The organism is Deltaproteobacteria bacterium (assembly GCA_035063765.1).
Classification (GTDB): domain Bacteria; phylum Myxococcota_A; class UBA9160; order UBA9160; family PR03; genus CAADGG01.
In genome coordinates, this window is sequence record JAPSFT010000039.1 from 1 (window position 1) to 23,513 (window position 23,513).

Genomic DNA, 23,513 nt, shown 5'->3' on the forward strand with positions numbered 1-23,513 from the left:
CCCCGCCACTCCGCCTCGGTGCGGCGCACGCGCCCATCTGCCAGAACTCGCATCCGTCACCCTCCTCGAGGGCGACTTCTACAGCAGCAGGACCCAGGCGGGGAAGAACGCCTCAGAGTGACCGGTTACCGGACAACGGCGGGCGCGTCACCTTCGAAGGCCTCCGCTTCCGTAACGGGCGCTCGACCGTCCTCGGCCTGGTGGCGGGCGTCACGGTACACCGCGCCGCTGCCACGTTCCGCGACTGCGTCTTCGAGGACAACGCCACGCTCGAGCCGCTCACAGGTGGCGGCGGCGTGGGGATCGCCATCGACTCGACCGCTCTCTTCGAGCGCTCGACCTGGACCGGCAACTCGAGCATGGCCTTCGGCGGCGCACTCACCGTCGAGGAGCACGCTTCGGCGGTCGTGCGCGACTCCACATTCACCGGCAACAGCGTGGCGGGTCCCGGCCATCACCCGACCTCGGCCGGCGGTGCGGTCCACGTCGGCAACTCTACGTTGGTGGTGGAGCGCAGCCGCTTCCAGGACAACGTCGCCGGCTACGTGGCCGGCGCGCTCTACGCGATCGGAACCTACGGCGACGCGGCCGGAGGCTCCTCGGTCCGGATCGAGAACAGCACCTTCGTCCACAACCGTGCCGAGCGCCACCCCAGCGTGTCGTTCGATTCGCCGACCGAGGGCGGCGCGGTCCACGCAGAGAACCTGACGTCCATGCAGGTGATCGACTCGCGCTTCTTCGAGAACCAGGCGCAGCACGGCGGCGGGCTCAATGCGTACCGGGCCACGGTCGAAGTACGCGACAGCGTGTTCCGCGGCAACCACGCCGTGGGAGGGCCGTCCTTCCACGGCGTCGGCGGCCAGATCAGCGTCATCTCGAACGACGGCGTGGACGAGAGCACCGGCGGCGGGGTCCACAACCGCCCGCCGGCCAGTCTGCTGGTCGAGGATTCGCTGCTCGAGGGCCGCTACGGGGCGACGGGGGTCGCCGGCAACGTCGGCGGCTGTCTGTTCGCCCAGGGCGACAGCTATCGCGCGTTCGGGCTGCTCGGGACGCCGCAGGCCGGATCACTCGCCGAGAACCGTGCCTCGGTCACTCTACGCCGTCTGGTGTTCAGCGACTGCGATGTCGAGCAGAGCACGCTGCAGGGCTCGGGCTACGGCGGCGCCCTCATGGTCGACGTCGCCGATCTCCGCCTCGAGGACTCCCTCGTCGTCGACAGCGACGCGGTCGGACGCAGCGGCATGGAGCAGGCCGGCGGGGGCGGCCTGGCGGTGCTCTCGCATTCCCATGCGGTCGTGGAGCGCACGGTCTTCGTCGCCAACAGCGCCGCCACCTACGGCGGCGGCGTCTTCGCGCAGGGCGCCGATCTGGAGGTGTCCGACAGCGTCTTCCTGCGCAACGAGCTGAGCCCGGGTGTCACGGAAGCCTGCACGATCTCGTACGGCGCGGCGATCTTCAGCGCGCCGCACGATGCGATCGGCCCGGACCCGGACCGCCCCGACCAGCCGGCCACCGGCTTCGTCGCCGACTCCCTGCTCGGCGACAACGTCGGCGTGGCGATCTTCGACGACGATCGCAGCGACGGGCCGATCAACGACATGCGCTACCACGGCAACCAGGTCTTCGCGGCCGTCGCCAACGGGCAGGTCTACTCGAATCCGGTTCCGAACTTCGTGCCGCCGTTCTCGTGGTGCATCAGCGCCGCCCAGATGAGCGCGCTGGTGGTCCAACGCGCCGGTGCGGGCTCGACCGTGAAGTCGCTGGTGCCGAACGTCGATCTGACGCAGCGACCCCCGCTGGCCGCGTTGCAGCTCGCGCCTTCGCGCCCGCTGGCGGCGCACGCAGCCGGGGACCCCGCGCCGGCTCCCGGCGTGCCGGTCGGGTTCGCCTGGAGTGGCGCCATGGCGACGTTGAACGGCGTCGAAGAGCCAGACGGCCAGGGTGTCTTCGAAGCGCCGCCGGGCCCTGTAGCCCTGATGGTGGACGACGGCCTGGCGCGGGCCACGGCGGTGGTCGTGCCGGAGGCGGGCGCCGGGGTCGGGACGCTCGCGTCGTTCGCGGTGCTGGCCGCTCTCGGGGCGCGCCGCCGGATCAGCGCGCCGCGCCCTCGATCCGGTCGAAGAGGTGGTAGAAGCCGCTGTGGACGCCGTGCCGCTGGACCGTCGGATCGAGGTACTTCGGCTCGATGAGCCGCCGCCGATAGCCCGCGGCCTCGACGAGCGGAGCGAAGTCCAGCTGCGAGCCGTCCTTCTCGCGCGAGAGCAGCTTCTCGCTGTCGTTGGGCACGATCAGCAGGTGCGGGACCCGGGCGCGGCGCAGCAGATCGAGCCACCAGCCGATCGCGGCGGCCGTGCATTCCGAGAAGCTGTGGACGTTGATCGCCACCTCCGCGCCCTCGGCCAGCAGGGTCGCCTCGATCTCGTCGAGCGGCACGGCCCGGGCGCGATCGGCGCCACGGAAGCGCAGGTAGAACTCGCACAGGAAGGTCGACTCGGGCACGGCGTCCGCGCACAGGAAGCGGGCCACGTTGGCGAGGCCCACCGTCGTCCGGTGCGCCAGCCGCCCGTAGCCGGCGCCGATGTCGAGCAGCCGTAGCGCCGGCCGCCGCGACAGGCCGAGGTGGCGCTCGAGGAACAGGATCTCGTTGACCGAGTCGAGCAGGTCGCGACTCACCGTCCTGCGGTTCACATCGAAGAGATGGACGCCGAACAGCCCGTCCTCCTCGAGGCGGCCCAGCAGGCCGAGGCTGTCGATGCTCTGCACGTAGTAGGTGGTGAGCGCATACTTGAGTGCGGCCAGCTCCTGGTCGCGCAGGCCCCGGAGCTGCCAGACGAAGGCGTTGTCGCCGCGGAAGTGGCGCAGGTCCAGCTCGTCGCGCAGGTAGCGCTCGGTCCAGGAGACGTGATCCGTCACAGCGCCGCCAATACGGGCGTAGCGTGCGCGCAGCTCGAGGAGCCGGGGGTGATCCGGGCGGAGCTCCGCCGCCGCCGCCGCCGGCAGCGGCGTCGCGCGGAAGCTCGGGGTGTCGAAGGCGAGGCCTCGTTCGCTGGCCTCCGTGGCATCGGACGACGACATCGACTCGCTGGGCCCTCGCTGGCGCGGCGCCTGCTGTGCGCAGCGCTACGCCGCAACAAGTGCGTACGCCTGCGGATCGCGCGGCTCAGATCGGCGACTCGAGGATGCGCGGCAGCGAGCCCTCGATCTGCGCCGCCAGCGCGGCCAGTCGCTCCTCGGCCTGTACCCGGCTGCCACCGCCGCTCCCGATCGGCGTCGACAGCCGCACGGCGACTGCGCGTCCGGGACGTCGCAGCGGGCTCCTCTCGATCGCGAGCAGCGCGCGCGCGACCTCCTCGCCGGTCCCGGCCACCCCTTCGTGCCAGCGCCACGCGAGCTGCCGGCGCGTCCCCGATCGCAGCACGAACCACTCGGCCTCGCGGCCGCTCGCGAGTCGCGTCCGGCCACGCTCCTCGATCGACCAGGCGGAGTCCAGCACGGCGGTCTTCAAGGAGAGGATGCGGACGCCACCGGAGGCCCGGTCGTCGCCGCCCAGGAACAGCTCCACCCGCTCGGCACCGGTGCCGTAGCTGCGGCGCACCCACTCGGTGAAGGCGGTCGAACCCAGGAATTGCTGGTCCAGCCGCAGACCCTGCGGCTCGCCGAGTCCCTGGATCGAGACCGCGGCGAGCGGCTGCTCCGGGACACGCGGCTGGACCCAGGGGCGGACGGCCAGGCTGGCGACGGCGAGCGCCAGCGAAGCGCCGCCCAGCACGGCCAGACGCAGCGGCGACAGCGGCGTTCGGGGCGGTAGCCGGTGCCGGGGCCGCGGACCCGACGCTGGCAGCAGCCTGCCGAGGACCGCGTCCCAGACCGCCAGCAGGAGCACCGCGACGACGATCATCGCGAGCCCCTGCGCGCTGTGCACCACAGCGATCTGCGCGTAGGGATTGAGGACGATCGTGAGCACCCGAACCTGGTTGGTGAGCACGCCGATCGCGGGTGCGGCAGCCACGATCAGCGCGGAGCGCAAGCGCGACTGGTGGAAGAGCTCGACGTAGAGGACCGAGCTCATCACGATCGTCGCCGTTCCGCGCAGCCCGCTGCAGCTCTCGATCACCTGGAAGGTGACGCCGCGAAGAGAGAGCCGATCGCCCTCACCCACGACCGGGAAACCGAGCAGGTCCAGGAGCCAGACGGCGGCGTGCGTCACGGCGAGCTGGAGCGGGTAGATCACCTGATTGATCAACACCGTAGGAATCGGATATGCGAAGAGCAGGAACAGCGCCGGCAGCCAGACGATTCGCAGGGCCAGCGTGCCGCCGAGCCACAGCGCCGCGCCGAGGATCCAAAGCGTGAGCGAAGGCAGCAAAAAGCTGGGCACCGACACCTTCCACGCCCAGAGCGCCAGCACCAGCGCCCCTACCAGCGCGAGAGCGCCCGCGAACGAGCGGGGCGGCGCGCCGAGCGCGGCGCGCAGGCGACCCCAGCGTTGCCAGAACATCCAGATCGCCGCGCCGAACACCAGCGTCGGCGAGCTGGCGGTCGGCTCGAAGAGGAAGGCCTCGGCCTCCGGACCCGCGTGCGTCCCGCCCTCCCCGACCGCGAGCGCGCCGCGGTAGGCGAGCGCCGCGAGGCCGACGCAGGCCAGGAGGACGGGCGTCCGCCAGCCCAGCCGCGGAACGGTCGCCCTGACCAGCGGCGGCGAGGGGCGGGGATCGGTCGGGTCGAGAGCGCTCAAGGCGCGGAAGGGATAGCAGACCGGGGGGCGGCGAGCGGCTCCCCCCGACCCGCCCACGTGGCGCCGCCGACTCCGTCGCCTAGATTGCCCGGTCATGTCCGACGCGACACGGCGCGCGCTCATCACCGGGATCACCGGCCAGGACGGCTCGTACCTCGCCGAATTCCTGCTCGCCAAGAGCTACCAGGTGATCGGCGTGACCCGCCGCACGAGTAGCCACCGCAACGAGCGCATCGCCCACATCGAGCCGCGCCTGCATCTGGTTTCGGCCGACCTGCTCGACCAGAGCTCGCTCGCGAGCGTCCTCGCCGAGGCGCGGCCGCACGAGGTCTACAACCTGGCCGCGCAGAGCTTCGTGCCCACCTCGTGGTCGCAACCGGTGCTGACCGCCGAGTTTACGGCCGTCGGCGTGACCAGGCTGCTCGAGGCGATCCGGAGCGTCGATCCTACGATCCGCTTCTACCAGGCCAGCTCGAGCGAGATGTTCGGCAAGGTGCAACAGACGCCTCAGAACGAGAGCACGCCCTTCCACCCCCGCAGCCCGTACGGCGTCGCGAAGTGCTACGGGCACTGGATCACGGTGAACTACCGCGAGTCGTACGGGCTCCACGCCTCCTCGGGAATCCTCTTCAACCACGAGTCCCCGCGCCGCGGCCTCGAGTTCGTGACGCGCAAAGTGACCGACGGCGCAGCGCGGATCGCGCTGCGCCTGGCTACGGAGCTGCCGCTCGGCAACCTGGAAGCCCAGCGAGACTGGGGGTACGCGGGCGACTACGTCGAGGCGATGTGGATGATGCTCCAGCAGCCGGCGGCCGAGGACTACGTGATCGCCACCGGCGAGAGCCATTCGGTCCGCGAGCTGGTGGAGATCGCCTTCGAGCACGTCGGCCTCGACTGGCGGCGCCACGTACGACTCGACCCGCGCTTCGTCCGTCCGGCCGAGGTCGACCTGCTCCAGGGAGACGCCAGCAAGGCCCGCGACCGGCTCGGCTGGAAGCCCCGCGTCTCGTTCCGTCAGGTGGTCGAGATGATGGTCGATGCCGATCTCGAGAGGCTGCGCAGCTAGCGTCCGCGGTCCGGCGCTGCCCGGCGGGCGCGTGCGACCTCGTAGACTTGGAGCGTGCTCTCGACCATCTCGTCTGCGGTGGCGACAGGCCGGCGGGGCGGCGGACCGGCGGGATCGCGCAGCCACTCGGCCAGGCGCCGGGCGAGATCGCTCGAGGAGCCGACCGCGAAGAGCTGCGCCTCCGGGACGGCCTCGGTGACGCCGTCGATCCGGGCGGCCAGCACCGGTAGCCCGAGCGCCTGGGCTTCCAGCACCACGAAGGGCAGGTTCTCCGGCCACGTGCTCGGCAATACCAGGAGATCGAGCGTGCGCAGGAACGCCGGCATCTCGGCGGGGGCCACGCGGCCCACGAACTCCACGTTCGAGCCCCTGGCCAGGTCGCGGAGCTGGCGGAGGTATCGATCGTCGCCGCCCCCGCCCGCGATGCGCACCCGGGTCCGGGTCCAGTCGAGACTGCGCACCGCCTGCAGCAGCAGGTGCGCGCCCTTGTGCGGCGCGAGCGCGCCCGCGAAGCCGAGCGTGCAGCGAGCCGGATCGCCCGGGGCGGTCGGAGCACGCGGCGCGCGCAAAGCGAACCAGCGCGGCTCGAGCCCGTAGGGCACCTCGTGCAGCCGCGCGGGATCCAGCCGCGACCCGAGCCGCCCGCGGGTGCCCGCCGAGGGGAAGATGACGGCGTCGGCGCGAGCGAGAGCGCCGTGCAGGAGCTCCTGGCGATGCCGCCAGCGGGCCAGCTCGCCGTCCCCACCGTGGCGCAGCCGGGCACGGCTGAAGTACGCACCCGCCAGGACCGCCGCGCCCACTCCCGGGAGCCTCCCCGCGGCCCGCAGCGCCGGGCGCGGATCGCCGGCCCCGATGCAGCGCAGGCACTCCCGCCAGGTCACGTCGGCATCGCAGATCCGGCCGCTGTGGTGCGCCAGCGTGTGCTTGGGGCACAGCCACCAGTAGTCCATGATCGTCACCACCGTGGGCATCCCGCGCAGCGAGGCCGCGTCGATCAGACCGACACCGATATGAGCAGGGTTCGCCAGGTGGACCAGGTCGGGCCGCTCGCGCTCGAGCAGGGGCAGCAGGGCCTCCGCGGCGAGCCCGCGAACCCCCGTCCAGCCCGCCGAGGGATAGTGGGCGACGCGGAGCTCGTGGGGAACGGGCTCGCCGAGCGCCGTCTGCGGGCCCCGGCGCTCGGGATCGCCGGCCAGGACCAGGACCTCGTGGCCGCGCTCGCGCAGGCCTTCACCGAGCACGCCGACGTAGCGCTCCGTGCCCTGCGCATAGCCGCGCGCGAACTGCATCGTGGCGAGGAGGATCCTCACGCGCGCCCGAGCGCCCGGCGGTAGGCGGCCGCGGTCTGCTCGGCACAGCGCCGCCACGAGAACCGTGCGGCCTGCCGGGGGCCGAGGTGGCGCCACTGCTCCCGCCAGGCTGCGTCCTCGGCCATCCGGCGCATTGCGTCCGTCCAACCCGGCAGGTCGTGCGGGTCGAGGAGCACACCGCCCTCCCCCACCACCTCCGGCAGCGAAGCGGCGTTCGAGGTGATGGTCGCGGCCCCGCAGGCCATCGCCTCGAGCGGAGGCAGGCCGAAGCCCTCGTAGAGACTGGGCCAGACCAGGGCGGTGCAGCGCCCGTAGAGGCCGGCGAGCGTCTCGTCGTCCACGTAGCCGAGGACCCGGACCTCGCCGGCGTCCTGCCGCAGCCGGAGCCGCTCGCGCAGGGCCTCGTCGTCCCAGCCTCGAGCTCCGGCCAGGACCAGCGGATGGCGACGGCGGAGCTCGGCCGGAAGCCGGGCGTGCGCGTCGGCGAGCATGGCGAGGTTCTTGCGCGGCTCGAGCGTGCCGACGAAGAGGAAGAAGCGTGCCGGGATCTCCAGCGCCACGGCCTGACGTTCGCTCGCCTCCGGCGGCCGGGGGACGAATCCGGGCCGCGCTGCCTGGAGCGTGACGTCGATCCGGTCGGCGGGCACCCCCAACCGCTCGACGAGCTCGCGCTTCGTGAACTCCGAGACCGCGAGGAAGCGGCAGGTCTGGCGGCGGCCCCGTTCGAAGTGCCGCTCGTACCAGTGCACGCGATGGGCCGGGTGCCACTCGGGATGCGTCAGCACCGAGACGTCGTGCACCGTCGTGACGGTCGGCACCCGCGTGGCGACCGGAACGTGGTTCGGCTCGTGGTAGAGATCGAAGCCGCGGGTGCGCCAGCGGTAGAGCGCTTCGTAGGGGGGCTCGAGGAGGCGGCGGGCGACGTCGCGGGTGCGCTCGGTAGCGGGCCAGCGGCGCCGGAACGGCGCCGGCGCGCGGGAGACGGGTGCGAGCGCCCTCTCCCGCCCGCGCGCTGGCCCCGGAAAGGCCCGCACTTCGAGATCGGGAGGCGCCAGCTCCGCGAGGGCCCGGAGGAGCTGGCTCGCGTAGTGCCCGACCCCCGTCAGCGGCCGCCAGAGGACGCGAGCGTGCAGGACGACGCGGGCGCGCTGGGACAAGAGCGTTCAATCCGGCAGCCGCACCCGCCAGAGCGTCATCAGCAGGATCCGCACGTCGAGGCCGAGCGACCAGTTGCGGATGTAGTAGAGGTCGTGCTCGATGCGCTCGTGGAGCGAGGTGTCGCCGCGCCAGCGGTGGACCTGCGCCCAGCCCGTGAGGCCCGCCTTCACCTTGTGGCGCAGCATGTAGCCCGGCACCTCGCGGCGGAACTGCTCGATGAAGACCGGCCGCTCGGGGCGCGGGCCCACGAGGCTCATCTCGCCGGAGAGCACGTTCCAGAGCTGGGGCAGCTCGTCGAGGCTCGTGCGGCGCAGGAACGAGCCGACGCGCGTCTCGCGCGGGTCGTCGCGGCGCGCCCACACGGGGCCCGTGTCGCGCTCGGCGTCGTCCACCATGGTGCGGAACTTCAACATGCGGAAGACGTGGCCGTCGAGCCCCATCCGCTCCTGCCGGTAGAGGACCGGCGCGCCCGAGGTGAGCCGGATCGCGAGCGCGATCACGGCCATCACGGGCGTCGCGACCGCGAGCAGGAGCGCCGAGACGGCGACGTCGAAGAGGCGCTTCTGGATCGCCGCCCAGCCGACCAGCGGGCTCTCGCGCAGGTTGATCACCGGCAGGCCGTCGAAGTCCTCGATGCTGCTGCCGAGGGTCGCGAGGTGCAGGACGTCCGGCACCAGGCGGATGTCCACGAGCTCGTCCTCGAGCTGGTCGAGGAGCGGCTCGAGGCGCTCGGCGTCCTCGCGCGGCAGCGCGAGCACCACCTGGCGCGCGCCGCACAGGTGGAGGACCGGCTTCACCTGCTCGTAGCGGCCCAGCACGGGGACGCCGCGCACGCGCGGGCTCCGGGCCTCGGCAAGCACGCCCACCACGCGCAGGCCGAGCTGCGGGCGCTCGTGGATGCGGTCGATCACCTGCTCGGCGAGCCGGCCGCCCCCCACGACGAGCGCCGAGCTCAGGTGCCGGCCGCGGCGGTGGAGCGCGAAGAGGACCTCGCGGGCCACGAGCCGGAAGACCGCGACGCTCGTGACCGAGAGGCCCCAGAAGAGCAGCACGGCGCCGCGCGAGAAGAAGTAGCTGCGCACGAAGAAGCCGGCGACGACCAGCAGCACCACCACCGTCGTGCCCGCGGCCGCGACCGCGGCGACCTCGGAGAGGGGCGAGTCCACCCGCTGCGGCGCGTAGAGGCCGCGGCTGCGGAAGACCCAGGCCCAGCCCGGCAGGAGCAGCACCAGCACCGAGAGGTACGGCTCGACGGGTGGAATCCCGAGCGGAACGGGGAACCCGGCGTGGAAGCGCAGCGCGTAGGCACCGAGCCACGAGGCGCCGACGAGCAGCAGATCGCCGAGCAGGAGGAGGCCGCGGAAGATCTCGTGGCGGCGCCGCAGCACGGCTAGTCCGCCGTCCGCAGCGCAGGGACGAACGGGCGCGACTGCAGGTCCCGGGCAAAGGCCGGTAACCGCGGATCTCGGACCGGCCCGGGCGCCGGCCGCCGAGCCGCCGGCGGGCAGCGCGGGCTCATCGGCGGGCGCTCCCGGCTTCGGCGGGCGCCTGGCGCTCGAGCACCCACGCCTGCTCGCCCGCCACCTCGACCCGATGCAGGACGCGCACTGCGTCTCCCTCCGCGCGCCGCAGCGCCTCGAGCCGGCCCGGCTCCTCGATCAGGACGTAGCGCGCCCCGACCCGGGAGAGGTAGCGGCCGAGCGCGCCGTCGGCGATGCCGGTGAGGGGCACGTAGGGCATCTCGGCGTAGTATCCCAGCCGCTGGCGCGACGCCGCCAGCGGGCCCCGCTGTGGGGCGTGGTCGCGCAGCCACTCGGCGGCGCGGCGGCCCGCGAGCGCGTCGACCCGCTTCGGTGCGCGCCCCTCGGCGCCCTCGCCGGCCGCGAAGACCGCCAGCACGAGGGCGCCGGCGAGCACGCCCCGCTTCGGCGCCCGAGCCGCACGCGCGAGCCACGCCCCGGCGGCGAGGGCACCCGCGCCGGCGTAGCCGAAGAGCGGCAGCAGCGGGGGCAGCGCGTGGCGCCGGCTCACGTAGCCGGAGCTCGCGGTGAGCGCGTAGAGCACCCCGGCGTAGAGGAGGAGCGAGGCGAGGACGTAGACCCCGCGTGCCCCGGGCCGGCCACGACAGGCGACGAGCCCCGCGCACGCGAGCGCGAGGACGCCGTAGCCCAGGGACGACTTCGCGTGCCGCACGAGCATCCGCAGCGCCTCGAAGGCCCGCCGGGGCGCCGAGGGCGCGAGCGCCACGCGCAGGCCGTCCTGCTCGAGATACGCGGGCGCCATGTCCTCGCGCCGCACCGTGAGCGGCGTGCCGAGGCCCAGCGCATCGAGCCACGGCGGACGCAGCGCCTGCGTCTCGGCTCGGTCCGGTGCGGGCGCAGGCGGGTCGACCGGCGCCTGCGCCTCGGATCGCGCCGGCGTGCGCGTGGCCGGTCCGGCCGTCGCCGTCGCCTCGGGCGGTGCGGGTGCGGGCTCGACGGACTCGGGGGGCGGCGCGCGCCGCGGGCGGACCGGCGCGCCCGGGGTCACGCCCCGTTCGGCGCCGACCAGAGCCGCCACCGACTTCTTGTGGGTGAGCGTCCACTCGCCCGTCAGCGCATGGAGCGCGACCACGTAGGGCGCCATGCAGGCGGCGGTCGCCGTGCCGAGCGCCACGAGCCAGGCGGCGCCCGCGCGCCGCGTCCAGCGCCGCCGCACGATCGAGCCGACCCCGAGCGCCGCGAGCACGAGCGCGAGCCCCAGGCCCTCGGGCCGCGTCAGGTAGGCGAGCCCGGACGCGACCCCGGCGAGCGCCGCCCACGCCGGCGAGCCGCCGCGCCAGGCACGCCAGCCCGCCCACAGCCCCGCGGCGTAGAGGCCCAGGTAGAGGCCGTCGCTCTGGACGTCGGAGGCATACTCGACCGCGCGGCCGTGGACCGCGAGCAGGAGCGCGCCGCCAGAGGCCACGGCGCGCCCGAAGGCGTCGCGCAGGAACAGGTAGAGGAACGCGACCGCCGCGGCGCCGCCCAGCACCGACACCAGGGCGGCCGCCGTCTCCCAGCCCGCGGCCGTCTCGGGCGCCCGGAGCAGGCGGTGCGCCCACGCCGTCGAGGCGGGGTACAGGGGATGGAAGGAGTCGCGCAGTGCGGCCGACCACCAGCCCGCGTCGATCGCGCGCGCGATCGCGAGGAAGCGCGGCCCGTCGTCGAAGAGGACGGCGGTGCGCGTCCACGCGAGCCAGCGCCAGGCCGCCGCGCCCGCCACGAGTGCGACGAGGGCGAGCGTCTCCCGGCGTGACCACCCGGAGGGTTGCCCCCGGCGGCTGTCCTCGCGGCCGGCCCCCGCCGCCGGCACCCGGCGCGCCTAGCGGGTGCGCCGCCGCAGCGCCCGATCGATCGCGACGGCCTCGCCGAGCAGGCGATCGGCGGTCTCGAAGTCCACCTGGCTCGGGCCGTCGCAGGGCGCGCGCTCCGGCTCGGGGTGCACCTCGAGGAAGAGCGCGTCGATGCCCGCCGCCACGGCGGCGCGCGCGAGCGGCGACACGTTGGTGCGATCGCCGTGGGTGGAGCCGTCGCCACCGCCCGGGTGCTGGGCGGCGTGGGTCGCGTCGAAGCACACCGGGGCGAAGCTGCGGATCTGCGCGAAGCCGCGGAAGTCGACGACCAGGTCGTTGTAGCCGAACGCGAAGCCGCGCTCGGTCACGAAGACGTCGCGGGCCCCGAAGTGGCGCGCCTTCTCGACCGCGTGCCGCATGTCGAGCGGCGCCATGAACTGGCCCTTCTTGAAGTTGAGCGGCAGGCCGGCCGAGGCGCAGGCGGCGATCAGGTCGGTCTGGCGGCACAGGAAGGCCGGGACCTGCAGGCAGTCGGCGACCTCGGCCACCGGCTTGGCCTGCCAGGGCTCGTGCACGTCGGTCGTGACCGGCAGGCCGAGCTCGGTCTTGACCCGCGCCAGCACGCGCAGCCCCTCGTCGAGCCCCGGCCCCCGGTAGGACTTGAAGCTCGAGCGGTTGGCCTTGTCGAAGGAGGCCTTGAACACGAGCGGCAGCTCGTGGCGCTCGGCCAGGTCGCGCAGGTTGCGCGCGATGTCGAGGCAGTCCGCCTCGCCTTCGATGATGTTGATGCCTGCGATGAGGGCCAGCGGCGCCCCATCGCCCAGACGGATCGATCCGATCTTCAATTCGGCGCCCCCCCAGACACCACCGCGAGCGTGCGACCCCGCCGGTCCGCCTCGACGGCCCCCCGCAGCTCGTCGAGCAGGTCCGGGAGCGCGGAGGTCACCCGGGACCAGTTCGGGATCTGCGGGGCGCCCATCGGGTCTCGCACGAACGAGAGCCCGGCGGCGCGCAGCGCGCGGGAGAAGGTCTCGACCGCCACCTCTTCCTCGTGGCGGTCGAAGACGAGGCCGTTCAGCGCGGCGTCGTCGCTGTAGCGCGCGATCGCGTCCTGCGCGGTGCGGACGTAGGCCGCGATCAGCGTGTTCAGGAAGCCGGCGTCGAACTGGACGCCGTAGCTCGCGAGGTTGCGGATCAGGGAGGTCGCGATGTCGACCACCATCCGGTGCAGGCCGGTGCTCGGGTCGTGCTCCGAGAGGTCCCGGTGCTTGTGCTCGTAGTTCTCGACGAGCTCGACCTGGCAGACCCGCTTCTGCGAGCAGTTGCGGAACACCTCGGCGAGGACGCCCACCTCGAGGCCCCAGTCGCTCGGGATCCGGTTGATCCGGACCAGGTCGGTGGTGAGCGAGCACTCGCCGGCCAGCGGGTAGCGGAACGAGTCGAGGTACTCGAGCAGCGGGAGCGGGCCGAGCACCGACTTCATGGCGCGCAGGAGCGGGGTCATGAACAGGCGCGTGACGCGGCCGTAGAGCCGGTCCGTCACGCGCCCGTAGTAGCCCTTGGCGAACTCGTAGTTCAGGTTCGGGTGCACGGTCGGAAAACACAGCCGCGCCAGCAGCTCGCGCGGGTAGTTGCGGATGTCGCAGTCGTGGAGCGCCACCACGTGCGCCTCGGCGGTGGCCAGGACGTAGCCGTAGGCGAGCCAGGTGGCGCGGCCCTTGCCGCGGCCGCCGCAGTCGAGCCCCTCGGCGCGCAGGCGGGCGTCGATCGCGCGCATCCGCGGGCCGTCGTTCCAGACCAGCACGGCGCCCCGCCCGTCGAGGGTGCGGATGCCGTCGAAGGCGGCGCGCATCTGCTCGAACTCGTCGCGGGACTCGGCGCCGTCGACGCTCACCACCACCTGGTGCAGGTAGCCGACGCCGCGGAGCGTCTCGACGATGCCCTTCAGGGCGGTGTCCCGGATCTCGTCGTAGAGGCAGGGGAGCACCAGAGCGATCGGTCGGGAGCGGGCGTGGAGCTCGATCTCGGCCTCGAGGCGATCCAGGTCCTCGGCGGGCGACGGGGCAGCTCCCTGACGGGCTTCCGACTGGAGGCGATGGAGGGTGGTGATGGCACCCGTCTGGTGGAAGTCAGCCACGGCGCGGAGGCTGGCACCGGAGGCGGCCTCGTGTCAACCCGATGACCCCCGAGGGGATCCATGGGCCCGAACCGGGTCGGATCAGAGCGCGCCGCTCCGCTCCAGGGCTTCCAGGGCGAAGGGGTCGATCTCGACGAACGCGAGCCCGACCTCCTGGGTGAAGGCGTCGATGTCGGTGGCCCACATCACCTTCCCGACGGCGACCAGGGTCTCGTCCTGGACGTTGAAGGTGAGCCGGAGCACGTCGCCCATCGCGATCTCGCAGCCCATCACCTCGAAGCAGATCCCGCCGCGCGAGAGGTTCTTGCTGACGGCGAGCCGGTGCTCGGACTCCACGAACGCGAACGAGATCAGCTGCTCGGTGCGGATGCGGGGGAACTTGCGCCGGTCGGCGTCTCGGGCGCTCGCTTGCATCGGGGTCTCCCGGAACCGCCGGCGAGTCGGGATCGACTCGGTGGGCTCGCTCCGGATTCGGCTGCCGGCGCGGAGAGCTTGAGGAGGGCGCCTGCCGCTCGTTGGGGGCGCCCGGCCGCCGGCTCAGCCGGACCCGCCGAAGAGATCGAGCTGGCGCTCCTCCCGCCGGGGGCCCTGGAGCGCCGAGGCGCCGAGCCCGAGCAGCCGCACCGGGCGGGTGCCCGCCTGGGTCCGGGCGAGCAGCCCGAGCGCGGTGTCGAGGATCTCGCTCGCGGACGCGACGCCCCGTCCGAGCGACACCGTGCGGGTGATCCGCTCGCCGCCGGCGTAGCGGAGCTTGAGCGCGAGGCGCCGCGCCGAGAGCCCCTCGAGCGCGAGCGCGCGCTCGAGCCGCTCCGCGAGCCCGCGCAGGGGCTCGACCAGCAGCGTGCGGTCCACTGCGTCCTCGGCGAGGGTCGTCTCGAGCGAGAGCGACTGGGGATGGGCGGCGGCGCGCACGCGGTCGTCGCCCTGCCCCATCGCCGCGGCGAGGATCGTGAGGCCGTGGTTGCCGAGCGCCCCCTCGACGGCGGCGCGCCCGGCGGCCACCAGCTCGCCGACGGTGCGCGCCCCGAGCTGCGCGAGCCGCGCGGCCGTCTTCGCGCCGACCCCCGGCAGCCGCTCGACGGCGAGCGGCTGCAGGAAGGCCGCGACCCCCTCGGCCGTCACCTCGAGGAAGCCCTCCGCGCTGGCCTCCTCCGCGGCGAGCCGCGCCAGGAACTTCACCGGTGCGGCCCCGACCCGCAGCGGCAGGCGCAGCTCGCGGGCGACCGCGGCGCGTAGGCCTGCGGCGAGCGCTGCGAGCGGCGCGCCGCGTGCGGCCGGCTCGAGCCACGCGGCGCCGAGGCCCATCGGCTCGACCCGCTCCGCGAAGCGCGCGAAGACGGCGCGCAGGCGCTTGTCGGCCTCGCGGTAGCGCGCCATGTCGGTGCGCAGGGCGCGCGCGTGCGGGCAACGCTCGAGCGCGTCCACCACCGGCATCGCGAGCGTGACGCCCGCGGCCAGGGCGTCGGCGCTCGCCGCCTGCACGAGGCCGCGCTTGCGCGGATCGCCGCCCACGATCACCGGCCGCTCCGCCAGCCCGGGGTTGGCGGCACGCTCCACCTCCGCGTAGAAGCCCGGCACGTCGGCGTAGACGAGCGCCCGGCTCATGGTGCCTCCGGCCGGGGCACGAGCGCGAGCCGCCCCTGCGCCCCCTCGTCGACGACGAAGCGGTGCGTCGCCAGCAGCGCCGGGCGCCCGGCGAGCCAGCGCTCGAGCCCGGCGTCGCGGCGCGGGTCGCCCGGGTGCTCCGACACCCCCGGTGCGAGCGCCGAGAGCGCGAGCTCGGGATCGGCGAGGTCGACCACGAGCCGGTGGGCCGACACGACCGTGACGTCGTAGGGATCCGCCGGATCGTACTCGCCGACGGCGATCGTGAGCCCGTCCCCACCGTAGGGCCGCGGCGCCTCGATCGCATCGGTGGGCCCGGGCCAGCCGAAGGGCCGGAAGCGCAGCGGGTGGAGCCGTCCCCAGTGCCACTTCTCGGGGTTGGGCCCGAGCTCGACGCGCAGCACCAGGCCGGTCCGGCGCAGCGCCTCGCGGACCGCCCGGCCGAGCTGCGCGGGGCCGAGGATCGCATCGGGATCGGGCACGGGCGCGGTGGCGGCGGCGACGAGTGCGTCGAGCAGGAGCTCGGGCTGGAGGCCGCGCAGGCGCAGCGTGCGCGCGCGCAGCTCGGCCCCGAGCGGCCCCTCGAGCAGGCGCGCGAGCAGCGTCTGGAGCAGCGCGTGCCAGGCGGCGGCGCCACGGCTCCCGGCGGCGGCGGAGCCGTCCCAGTCGGCGAGCAGGCGCGCCACCTGCCGCGCCTCGGGCGGCAGCGTGGCGATCGTGCCGGCGAGCCCGAGCACGCGCGTCACGCGCTCGCGCGCGCGCGGGATCGCGACGTCGGCCTGGAGGCCGGCGAGGGTCGCCGCGTCGAGCGGCGCGCGCGCGCCCGCCGCGGCGAGCAGCGCGTCGATGTGTGCGCTGCGCTCGCCGGGCCGCCACCACCACTCGATGCCCTCCGTCGCGCCGAGCGGCTCGTCGGAGGCGATCGTCCAGCGCCGCGCGAGGGGAGCGTGCGGCAGGGCCTCGTAGGGGATCCGGCCGCGCCAGTCGTACCACCCCGAGCGGCCGGGCACGCGCACGAGCGCGGTCGGGATCGAGCGGGCGGGCAGCCAGCCTGCGACCTGGCGGCCGCCACCGCCCGCGCCGTCCGCGTAGACGAACGCGAAGACCGGCTCGTGATGCGCCGCCAGCGCCGCGCGGAACGCGGCGCCATCGCGTGCGTGCACGGCGCGCTCGAGCGCCGCCACGCCGTCGCCCGGCTGCGCGCCCGCCCAGGCCACCGCGAGCGGCGGGCGGCCCTCGCCGAGCAGGCCGTCGAGCAGCGGGCCGTGGTGCGTGGCGCGCACGAGCCAGGGGTCCGGCTCGCCCCCGCGCACGGGGATCGGCTCGGCGCGCTCCGTGATCAGGCTCCAGCGCGTGCCGCGGCGATAGCGCCGGGGATCCTCGGGGTCGAGCGTCTCCTCGTGCAGGTCGACCACCGCCGCCCGCGCGTGGGTCGCGGCCCAGGCGACCCGCCCGTTGTGGCCGCTCCAGAAGACCGGCACGCCCGCCGGCCCGGCGCCGATCACCTCGAAGCCCGGCGCCGCGAGATGCGCTTCGTAGAGCAGGGCCGGCCAGGTGGCGGCGAGATGGAGGTCGGCGGCGAGCAGCGGCCGGCCGTTGGCCGTCGCGGCGCCATCGACGACCCACGCGCTGCTGCCGACCGAGCGGCCCGTGAGCCCGAGCGCCCGCACGAGCGCTCCCGGCGCGCTCCGCCAGGGCGCGGCGGCGTGGCTGCCCGGCTCCACCGGCGGCAGCGGCACCGGCACGAGCTGCGCCGCCGCCGCGGGCGGGAAGAAGGGCCGCGCCGCGAAGGCGCCGAGGCGATCGACCAGGTCGCCGAGCGTGAGCGTGGCCTCGACCGACCCGTCGAGGCCCCAGGCGAGGCTCTTTGCGACAGCGAGGCTGTCCGCCACGCTCCACGGCTCGGGGGTCACGCCGAGCCTTGCCAGCGCGACCGGTGCCGGCGCGGCACCGGCGCGCACCCGCTCGGTCCAGGCGTTCACGCCCGCGGCGTAGGCGTCGAGCCGGGCGCGGGTGTCGGCATCGAGACGCAAGGCCTGCGCCTGCGCGAGGCGCGCGAAGCCGAGCGTGCGGCTCCAGCGATCGGCCGGAAGGCCGGCCGGGCCGATCGCCTCGGCGGTGCGCCCGCGCGCCGTGCGCACGAGCCAGGTCATCTGCGCGAGCCGGTCCTGGGCGTGCGCGAAGCCGAGCCCGAAGTACGCGTCGCGCTCGCTGGCGGCCCGCACGTGGGGGATGCCGCGCACGTCGCGCACGATCTCGAGCGGCCGTTCGAGCCCGGCCACCGTGAGCTCGCCGTCGAGGACCGGCACCGCGCGCTCCTCCGCGCGCCGCTCGGTAGCCTGGCGCGCCGCCAGGAGCGCCGCACCGGCAAGCGCGGCGGCGGCCACCGCGAGCACGATCCAGGCCCGGCGCCTGCGAAGTGCGCTGCCGATGCTCAATCGCCTCCCCCCAGGATCCGCTCGCGGGCCGCCCGCGACGGCGCGCGCCAGATCGAGAGGTTACATTGCGCGGCCTTCGCGGGGCGCCGGCCCCGGCAGGTGCGTCGGGGAGCACGGCGAACCCCCGGCGAGCGGCGCTTCGACCATCCCCAGCGCGAAAGGGAACGGCCATGGCTCGGGTAGGCATCAACGGCTTCGGGCGGATCGGGCGGCTCGTGCTGCGCGCGGCGCGCGGGCGCGGCCTGGAGGTGGTCGGGATCAACGACCTGACCGACGCCAGGACCTCCGCCCACCTGCTCAAGTGGGACTCGGTCCACGGCCCCTACCCGGGCACCGTCGAGGCCGACGGCGACGCCATCGTGGTCGACGGCAAGCGCATCCCGGTCTCGAAGGAGCGCGACCCGGCGAAGCTGCCCTGGAAGCCGCTCGGCGCCGAGGTCGTGATCGAGTCCACGGGCATCTTCACGGAGCGCGACGCCGCGGCGAAGCACCTCGAGGCGGGCGCACAGCGCGTCCTCATCTCCGCGCCCGCCAAGAGCCCCGACGTGACGATCGTGCTCGGGGTCAACAGCGACGCCTACGATCCCGCCAAGCACAGGATCGTGTCGAACGCGTCGTGCACGACCAACTGCCTGGCGCCGGTCGCCAAGGTGCTCGACGACGGCTGGGGCATCGAGCGGGGCTGGATGACGACGATCCATGCCTACACCAACGACCAGGTCATCCTCGACTTCCCGCACAAGGACCTGCGCCGCGCGCGTGCGGGCGCGGTGTCGATGATCCCGACCTCGACCGGCGCCGCCAAGGCGATCGGCGAGGTGCTGCCGAAGCTCAAGGGCAAGCTCGACGGCTTCGCGATGCGCGTGCCCACCGCGGACGTGTCGGTGGTCGACCTGTCGGTGCTCCTCGCCCGGGACGCGACCTCCGAGGAGATCAACGAGGCGATGCGCAAGGCGGCGGGCGGCCCGCTCCAGGGCATCCTCCAGGTGAGCGACGAGCCGCTGGTCTCGATCGACTTCCGCGGCAACCCGCACTCCTCGATCCTCGACGCCGACAGCACCAAGGTGATGGGCGGCCGCTTCGCGAAGGTCCTCTCGTGGTACGACAACGAGTGGGGCTACGCGTCGCGCTGCGTCGATCTCGCGCTCCTGATGGGGCGCTGAGCGCCCGCGTGGCGGTGCCCTCGCTCGACGACCTGCTGCGCGACCCGGCCGCGCTGCGCGGGCGGCGCGTCTTCGTGCGCGCGGACCTGAACGTCCCGCTCCGGGACGGCAAGGTCGGCGACGACACGCGCATCCGCGCGACCCTGCCGACCCTGCGCCGGCTCGTCGCCGCGGGCGCGCGCCTGGTGGTGGCCTCGCACCTCGGCCGGCCGAAGGGCAAGCGCGACCCGAAGGCCTCGCTCGCGCCGGTGGCCGGGCGGCTCGGTGAGCTCCTCGGCCGGCCGGTCGCGTTCGCACCCGACTGCGTGGGACCGGAGGCCGAGGCGGCCGTGGCGAAGCTCGGCGAGGGGGACGTCCTGCTGCTCGAGAACCTGCGCTTCCACGCCGGGGAGGAGAAGAACGAGCCCGCGCTCGCGGCCGCGCTGGCCCGGCTCGCCGACGTCTACGTGAACGACGCCTTCGGCACCGCCCACCGCGCCCACGCCTCGACCGCCGGCATGGTGGCGCACGTCCGGCAGGTAGCGGCCGGCGACCTGCTGCGCGCGGAGCTCGAGCACCTGCGCCGCGTCGTCGTGCCCGAGCGGCCCTTCCTGTGCCTGCTCGGAGGCGCCAAGGTCTCCGACAAGCTCGCCGTGCTCGGCGCCATGGCGGAGCGCGCGGACGTGCTCTGCGTCGGCGGTGCCATGGCCTACACCTTCCTGCGCGCGCGGGGCCAGGCGACCGGCGCCTCGCGGGTCGAGGAGGACCAGGTCGGCGAGGCCAAGCGCGTGCTGGGCGCCGCCGAGGCGGCCGGCCACCGGCTGCTGCTGCCCGTGGACCACGTGGTGGCGGAGACGCTCGAGGCGGGGGTTCCCACCCGCGTCGTGCGCGAGATCCCCGACGGCTGGATGGGCCTCGACATCGGACCCGAGACGGCGGCGGCCTACGCGGCCGAGGCCCGGGCGGCGCGTACGATCTTCTGGAACGGGCCGATGGGGGTGTTCGAGATCGACGCCTTCGCGCAGGGCACCGAGGCCGTGGCGCGCGGCGTCGCCGAGTCGGCCGGCCACTCGGTGGTCGGCGGCGGCGACTCGCTGGCCGCGGTCAACAAGCTCGGCCTCGGGGGCCGCATCGACCACCTCTCGACGGGCGGCGGCGCCTCGCTCGAGTTCGTCGAGGGGCGGACGCTTCCGGGTGTCGCCGCGCTGGAGCAGCACGGATGAGGCGGCGCTTCCTCGCGGCCAACTGGAAGATGCACAAGACCGTGGGCGAGGCGGTCGCGTTCGCGCGCGACTTCCTGCCGCGCGTGAAGGGCGCGCGCGCCGAGATCGCGATCGCTCCGCCCTTCACCGCGCTGGCCGCGCTCGGCGAGGCGCTGGCGGGCTCGAACGTGGCGCTCGCCGCCCAGAACGTGCACGACGAGGCCAAGGGCGCCTTCACCGGCGAGATCGCCCCGGGCATGCTGGCCGACCTGGGCTGCGCGTGGGCCATCGTCGGCCACAGCGAGCGGCGCGCGCTCTTCGGCGAGACGGACGCCTTCATCGCGCGCAAAGCCGCCGCGCTCTTCGCCGCCGGCCTGCGCCCGATCGTCTGCGTCGGCGAGACGCTCGCCGAGCGCGAGGCCGGCCGCACCTTCGCCGTGCTCGAGGCCCAGCTCGCGGGCTCGCTCGCGGCGGTCCCGGGCGAGCGAGCGGCCGAGCTGGTGCTCGCCTACGAGCCCGTCTGGGCGATCGGCACGGGCCGCACCGCGACGCCCGCGATGGCGCAGGAGGCCCACGCGATGATCCGCGGCTGGCTGCGCGGGCGATTTGCCGCCGGCGCCGACGCGATCCGCATCCAGTACGGCGGCTCGGTCAAGCCCGACAACGCGGCCGAGCTGCTCGCCCAGCCCGACGTCGACGGCGCCCTGGTGGGCGGCGCGGGCCTCGAGCCGGAGTCGTTCGCGCGCATCGTGCTCGCGAAGGAGGAACCGTGACGATCTTCCTGACGGTGCTCCACGTGATGGTGTGCCTGGTGCTGGTCGTGGTCGTGCTGCTCCAACACGGCAAGGGCGCCGACATCGGCGCGGTGTTCGGCGGCGGCGCCAGCAACACCGTCTTCGGCAGCCGCGGCGCGGGCAACTTCCTGACCCGGCTCACGACGGGGGCGGCGCTGATCTTCATGGTCACGAGCCTCGTGCTCTCCTACCTCGCGAACGAGGGCATCTCGAGCGGCCTCTTCGAGGAGGACGCACCACCGCCGGGCGCCGCGGCGCCGGCGCCGGCGGCGGCGGCGGCCGAGGGCGGAGCGCCGGCCGAGGGCGCCGCACCGGGCGGCTTCGAGGAGGTGCCGGCGCCGGAGGGTGGGGCCGCACCGGAGGCCGCACCCGCCGGCGAGCCGAAGGCCGAGGCGCCGGCGGCTGCGGAGGCGGCTGCGCCGGAGGCCACGGCGGCGGAGGCCACCGCGCCCGACGCCGCGGCGCCACCCGGCGAGAAGGAGCCGGCGCCGGAGGCGCCCGCGGCTCCGTAGACGCGCGCGAGCGCGCTGGTTATCGTTCGCGGCTCGTTTCGTGCGGCAGTGGCGGAACTGGCAGACGCACCAGCTTGAGGGGCTGGCGGGGGCAACCCCGTGGAGGTTCGAATCCTCTCTGCCGCACCATCCTCGCCCGGTTGACGCGCCCGTGCGCCGCGCGCACCCTCCGCGCCCATGAAGGGCATCGCCTACCACGGCCCCGGCGACATCCGTCTCGACACGCTCGCCGACCCGGGGCTGCGCGAGCCCGACGACGTCGTGGTGCGGGTCACGCGCACGGCGATCTGCGGCTCGGACCTCCACGTCGTCCACGGCCTGCCGGTTCCCGATCGCGGCTTCGCGCTCGGGCACGAGTTCGTGGGCGTCGTCGAGGACGCCGGGGCCGGCGTGCGGCGCTTCCGCAAGGGCGACCGCGTGCTCGCGTCGTGCACGACCGGCTGCGGGCGCTGCACCGCGTGCCGGCGCGGCCTCTTCTCGGCCTGCGAGGCCACCACCGCCGGCGGCGCCTCGAACCTCTTCGGCTTCTCGTGCGGGCTGCCGGGCGGCCAGGCCGAGGCGGTGCGCGTGCCCTACGCGGACGCGAACCTGCTCGCCGTCCCGACCGCTCTCGACGACGAGCGCATCCTCTTCCTCTCCGACATCCTGCCGACCGGCCACATGGGCGCCGAGCTCGCCGAGGTGGGGCCCGGCGACGTGGTGGTGGTGCTCGGCTGCGGGCCGGTCGGGGTCTTCGCGCAACGCTGTGCGGAGCTGCGCGGCGCGTCGCGGATCCTCGCCGTCGACCTCGACGACGCGCGCCTCGCCCGCGCCCGGGCGCGCGGCTACGAGACCGTCCATCCCGGCCGTGAGGACCTGGGTGCGCGCGTCCAGGAGCTCACGCACGGGCGCGGCGCCGACGCGGTGATCGAGGCCGTGGGCCGCCCGGAGCTCGTCGCGAAGGCGTTCGAGCTCGCGCGCCACGGCGGGCGCGTGTCCTTCGTCGGCGTGGTCCTCGAGCCGGCGCCCTTCTTCCTGGGCCTCCTGCTGATGAAGAACCTGACCCTGCGCGCCGGCATCGTGAGCCCGCAGGCGCACTGGCCGAAGCTGCTGCCCCTGATCGAGTCCGGCCGCCTCGACCCGACCGAGATCATCTCGCACCGCCTGCCGCTCGCCGAGGGCGTGCGCGGCTACGAGCTCTTCGACAAGCACGAGGACGGGGCGTTGAAGGTGGTGCTCCGGCCGTGAGCGGCCGGCTCGACGGCAAGGTCGCGCTGGTCACCGGTGCCGGCGCGGGCATCGGCGAGGCGATCGCGCGGCGCTTCCGGGCCGAGGGCGCGCGCCTCGTCGTGAACGACCTCGACGGGGGCCGCGCCGAGCACGTCGCGATCGCGGTCGGGGGCCGCGCGGTCGTGGCCGACGTCGCCGACCCGAAGGCGGTCGCGGACATGATGGAGAGCGTGCGGGCGCGCGAGGGCCGGCTCGACGTGCTCGTGAACAACGCGGGCATCGCCGGCCACGAGTCGAGCCCGGAGGCCGCCGGGCGCTTCGTCGCCCTGGCGCTCGCGCAGCTCCAGGAGCGGATGACCGAGGGCCGCATCCGCACCCACTCCGACGTGACGCTCACCACCAGCGACGAGGACTGGCGGCGCCTGCTGGCCGTGCACCTCGACGGCACCTTCTTCTGCGCCCGCGAGGCGCTGCGCATCATGGCGCCACAGGGGGCCGGATCGATCGTCAACATGGGCTCGATCATGGGCACCGCGGGCGGCGCTGGTGCCCCCGCCTACTGCGCGGCGAAGGCCGGCATCCTGGGCCTCACGCGCTCGCTCGCGCGCGAGCTCGCGAGCCAGGGGATCCGCGTCAACGCGATCGCGCCCGGCTGGATCGAGACCGCCATGACCGCCCCGCTCGCTCCGCTCCGCCCGCTCCTCGAGGGCCAGACCCCGCTCGGCCGCCTGGGCAGCCCCGACGACGTCGCCTGGGCCGCCGTCTACCTCGCCAGCGACGAATCCGCCTTCGTCACCGGCCAGGTCCTGTCCCCGAACGGCGGGTGGCATATGAGCCAGTAGCGGGGACAGACCCGGCGATTCGGCGATTCTCTACGAGAATCGCCGAA

General features: G+C 74.5%; 19 protein-coding genes and 1 tRNA gene. 9 read left to right on the plus strand and 11 right to left on the minus strand.

Going from position 1 to position 23,513, the window contains the following annotated elements:
* The first annotated feature begins 200 nt into the window (after nucleotides 1–200).
* Nucleotides 201–2,192 (plus strand): right-handed parallel beta-helix repeat-containing protein, encoded by a 1,992-nt coding sequence (locus OZ948_18920; protein ID MEB2346797.1) that lies wholly within the window; start codon nucleotides 201–203, stop codon nucleotides 2,190–2,192.
* Here OZ948_18920 and OZ948_18925 read toward each other — a convergent pair.
* On the minus strand, nucleotides 2,095–3,078 hold the full coding sequence (locus tag OZ948_18925) for a hypothetical protein (protein MEB2346798.1): 984 nt from the start codon (nucleotides 3,076–3,078) through the stop codon (nucleotides 2,095–2,097). The two genes, OZ948_18920 and OZ948_18925, sit on opposite strands and share 98 nt — an antisense overlap.
* A gap of 85 nt (nucleotides 3,079–3,163) precedes the next feature.
* Nucleotides 3,164–4,738 (minus strand): exosortase/archaeosortase family protein, encoded by a 1,575-nt coding sequence (locus OZ948_18930; GenBank protein ID MEB2346799.1) that lies wholly within the window; start codon nucleotides 4,736–4,738, stop codon nucleotides 3,164–3,166.
* A gap of 94 nt (nucleotides 4,739–4,832) precedes the next feature.
* Between OZ948_18930 and gmd the strand changes: the two genes are divergently transcribed.
* Nucleotides 4,833–5,804, plus strand: a complete 972-nt coding sequence (gmd, locus tag OZ948_18935; GenBank protein ID MEB2346800.1) for a GDP-mannose 4,6-dehydratase — start codon at nucleotides 4,833–4,835, stop codon at nucleotides 5,802–5,804.
* On the opposite strand, the gene OZ948_18940 is transcribed toward gmd, so the two are convergent.
* From OZ948_18940 to OZ948_18980, 9 genes are all read right to left on the minus strand, one after another.
* A complete protein-coding gene (locus OZ948_18940; protein MEB2346801.1) occupies nucleotides 5,801–7,114 on the minus strand; it encodes a glycosyltransferase in 1,314 nt (437 codons plus the stop codon). The two genes, gmd and OZ948_18940, sit on opposite strands and share 4 nt — an antisense overlap.
* Nucleotides 7,111–8,271 carry a glycosyltransferase family 1 protein gene (locus OZ948_18945; protein MEB2346802.1) on the minus strand — a complete coding sequence of 387 codons (1,161 nt, stop codon included), beginning with the start codon at nucleotides 8,269–8,271 and terminating at the stop codon, nucleotides 7,111–7,113. Before OZ948_18945 ends, OZ948_18940 begins: the two co-directional genes overlap by 4 nt.
* Nucleotides 8,272–8,277: 6 nt before the next feature.
* A complete protein-coding gene (locus OZ948_18950; GenBank protein ID MEB2346803.1) occupies nucleotides 8,278–9,660 on the minus strand; it encodes an undecaprenyl-phosphate glucose phosphotransferase in 1,383 nt (460 codons plus the stop codon).
* A gap of 127 nt (nucleotides 9,661–9,787) precedes the next feature.
* Entirely contained in the window at nucleotides 9,788–11,605 is a 1,818-nt protein-coding gene (locus OZ948_18955) for a glycosyltransferase family 39 protein (protein MEB2346804.1), read from the minus strand.
* Between the two features lie 9 nt (nucleotides 11,606–11,614).
* Nucleotides 11,615–12,430, minus strand: a complete 816-nt coding sequence (gene kdsA / locus OZ948_18960) for a 3-deoxy-8-phosphooctulonate synthase (GenBank protein MEB2346805.1) — start codon at nucleotides 12,428–12,430, stop codon at nucleotides 11,615–11,617.
* A complete protein-coding gene (locus OZ948_18965; protein ID MEB2346806.1) occupies nucleotides 12,427–13,722 on the minus strand; it encodes a glycosyl transferase in 1,296 nt (431 codons plus the stop codon). The genes kdsA and OZ948_18965 overlap by 4 nt, the downstream gene beginning before the upstream one ends.
* An 81-nt stretch (nucleotides 13,723–13,803) precedes the next feature.
* Entirely contained in the window at nucleotides 13,804–14,136 is a 333-nt protein-coding gene (locus tag OZ948_18970; protein MEB2346807.1) for a PilZ domain-containing protein, read from the minus strand.
* 123 nt (nucleotides 14,137–14,259) lie between these two features.
* Nucleotides 14,260–15,327: a hypothetical protein gene (locus OZ948_18975; GenBank protein MEB2346808.1), complete on the minus strand. Its 1,068-nt coding sequence runs from the start codon at nucleotides 15,325–15,327 to the stop codon at nucleotides 14,260–14,262.
* On the minus strand, nucleotides 15,324–17,765 hold the full coding sequence (locus OZ948_18980; protein ID MEB2346809.1) for a penicillin acylase family protein: 2,442 nt from the start codon (nucleotides 17,763–17,765) through the stop codon (nucleotides 15,324–15,326). Before OZ948_18980 ends, OZ948_18975 begins: the two co-directional genes overlap by 4 nt.
* Before the next feature lie 170 nt (nucleotides 17,766–17,935).
* Here OZ948_18980 and gap point away from each other — a divergent pair, with 170 nt between their 5' ends.
* The 7 genes from gap to OZ948_19015 all read left to right on the plus strand — a co-directional run bounded on the left by gap (nucleotide 17,936) and on the right by OZ948_19015 (nucleotide 23,466).
* Complete coding sequence (gap, locus tag OZ948_18985; GenBank protein MEB2346810.1) at nucleotides 17,936–18,928, plus strand: type I glyceraldehyde-3-phosphate dehydrogenase; 993 nt, start codon at nucleotides 17,936–17,938, stop codon at nucleotides 18,926–18,928.
* Nucleotides 18,929–18,942: 14 nt separating this feature from the next.
* The gene (locus OZ948_18990) at nucleotides 18,943–20,130 is read left to right on the plus strand and encodes a phosphoglycerate kinase (GenBank protein ID MEB2346811.1); all 1,188 of its coding nucleotides are present in this window, start codon (nucleotides 18,943–18,945) and stop codon (nucleotides 20,128–20,130) included.
* Nucleotides 20,127–20,882 (plus strand): triose-phosphate isomerase, encoded by a 756-nt coding sequence (tpiA, locus tag OZ948_18995; protein ID MEB2346812.1) that lies wholly within the window; start codon nucleotides 20,127–20,129, stop codon nucleotides 20,880–20,882. Before OZ948_18990 ends, tpiA begins: the two co-directional genes overlap by 4 nt.
* A complete protein-coding gene (gene secG / locus OZ948_19000; protein MEB2346813.1) occupies nucleotides 20,879–21,415 on the plus strand; it encodes a preprotein translocase subunit SecG in 537 nt (178 codons plus the stop codon). The genes tpiA and secG overlap by 4 nt, the downstream gene beginning before the upstream one ends.
* A 42-nt stretch (nucleotides 21,416–21,457) precedes the next feature.
* Nucleotides 21,458–21,544 (plus strand) — tRNA-Leu (locus OZ948_19005).
* Between the two features lie 48 nt (nucleotides 21,545–21,592).
* Nucleotides 21,593–22,642, plus strand: a complete 1,050-nt coding sequence (locus OZ948_19010; protein ID MEB2346814.1) for an alcohol dehydrogenase catalytic domain-containing protein — start codon at nucleotides 21,593–21,595, stop codon at nucleotides 22,640–22,642.
* Entirely contained in the window at nucleotides 22,639–23,466 is an 828-nt protein-coding gene (locus tag OZ948_19015; GenBank protein ID MEB2346815.1) for an SDR family oxidoreductase, read from the plus strand. The genes OZ948_19010 and OZ948_19015 overlap by 4 nt, the downstream gene beginning before the upstream one ends.
* The last annotated feature ends 47 nt before the right edge of the window (nucleotides 23,467–23,513 follow it).

Bases quoted from the DNA above. Each gene is read 5' to 3' on its own strand.
- gap (MEB2346810.1), top strand. From the start codon at position 17,936: ATGGCTCGGGTAGGCATCAACGGCTTCGGGCGGATCGGGCGGCTCGTG.
- OZ948_18970 (MEB2346807.1), bottom strand. From the start codon at position 14,136: ATGCAAGCGAGCGCCCGAGACGCCGACCGGCGCAAGTTCCCCCGCATC.
- OZ948_19010 (MEB2346814.1), top strand. From the start codon at position 21,593: ATGAAGGGCATCGCCTACCACGGCCCCGGCGACATCCGTCTCGACACG.
- tpiA (MEB2346812.1), top strand. From the start codon at position 20,127: ATGAGGCGGCGCTTCCTCGCGGCCAACTGGAAGATGCACAAGACCGTG.
- OZ948_18975 (MEB2346808.1), bottom strand. From the start codon at position 15,327: ATGAGCCGGGCGCTCGTCTACGCCGACGTGCCGGGCTTCTACGCGGAG.
- OZ948_18925 (MEB2346798.1), bottom strand. From the start codon at position 3,078: ATGTCGTCGTCCGATGCCACGGAGGCCAGCGAACGAGGCCTCGCCTTC.
- gmd (MEB2346800.1), top strand. From the start codon at position 4,833: ATGTCCGACGCGACACGGCGCGCGCTCATCACCGGGATCACCGGCCAG.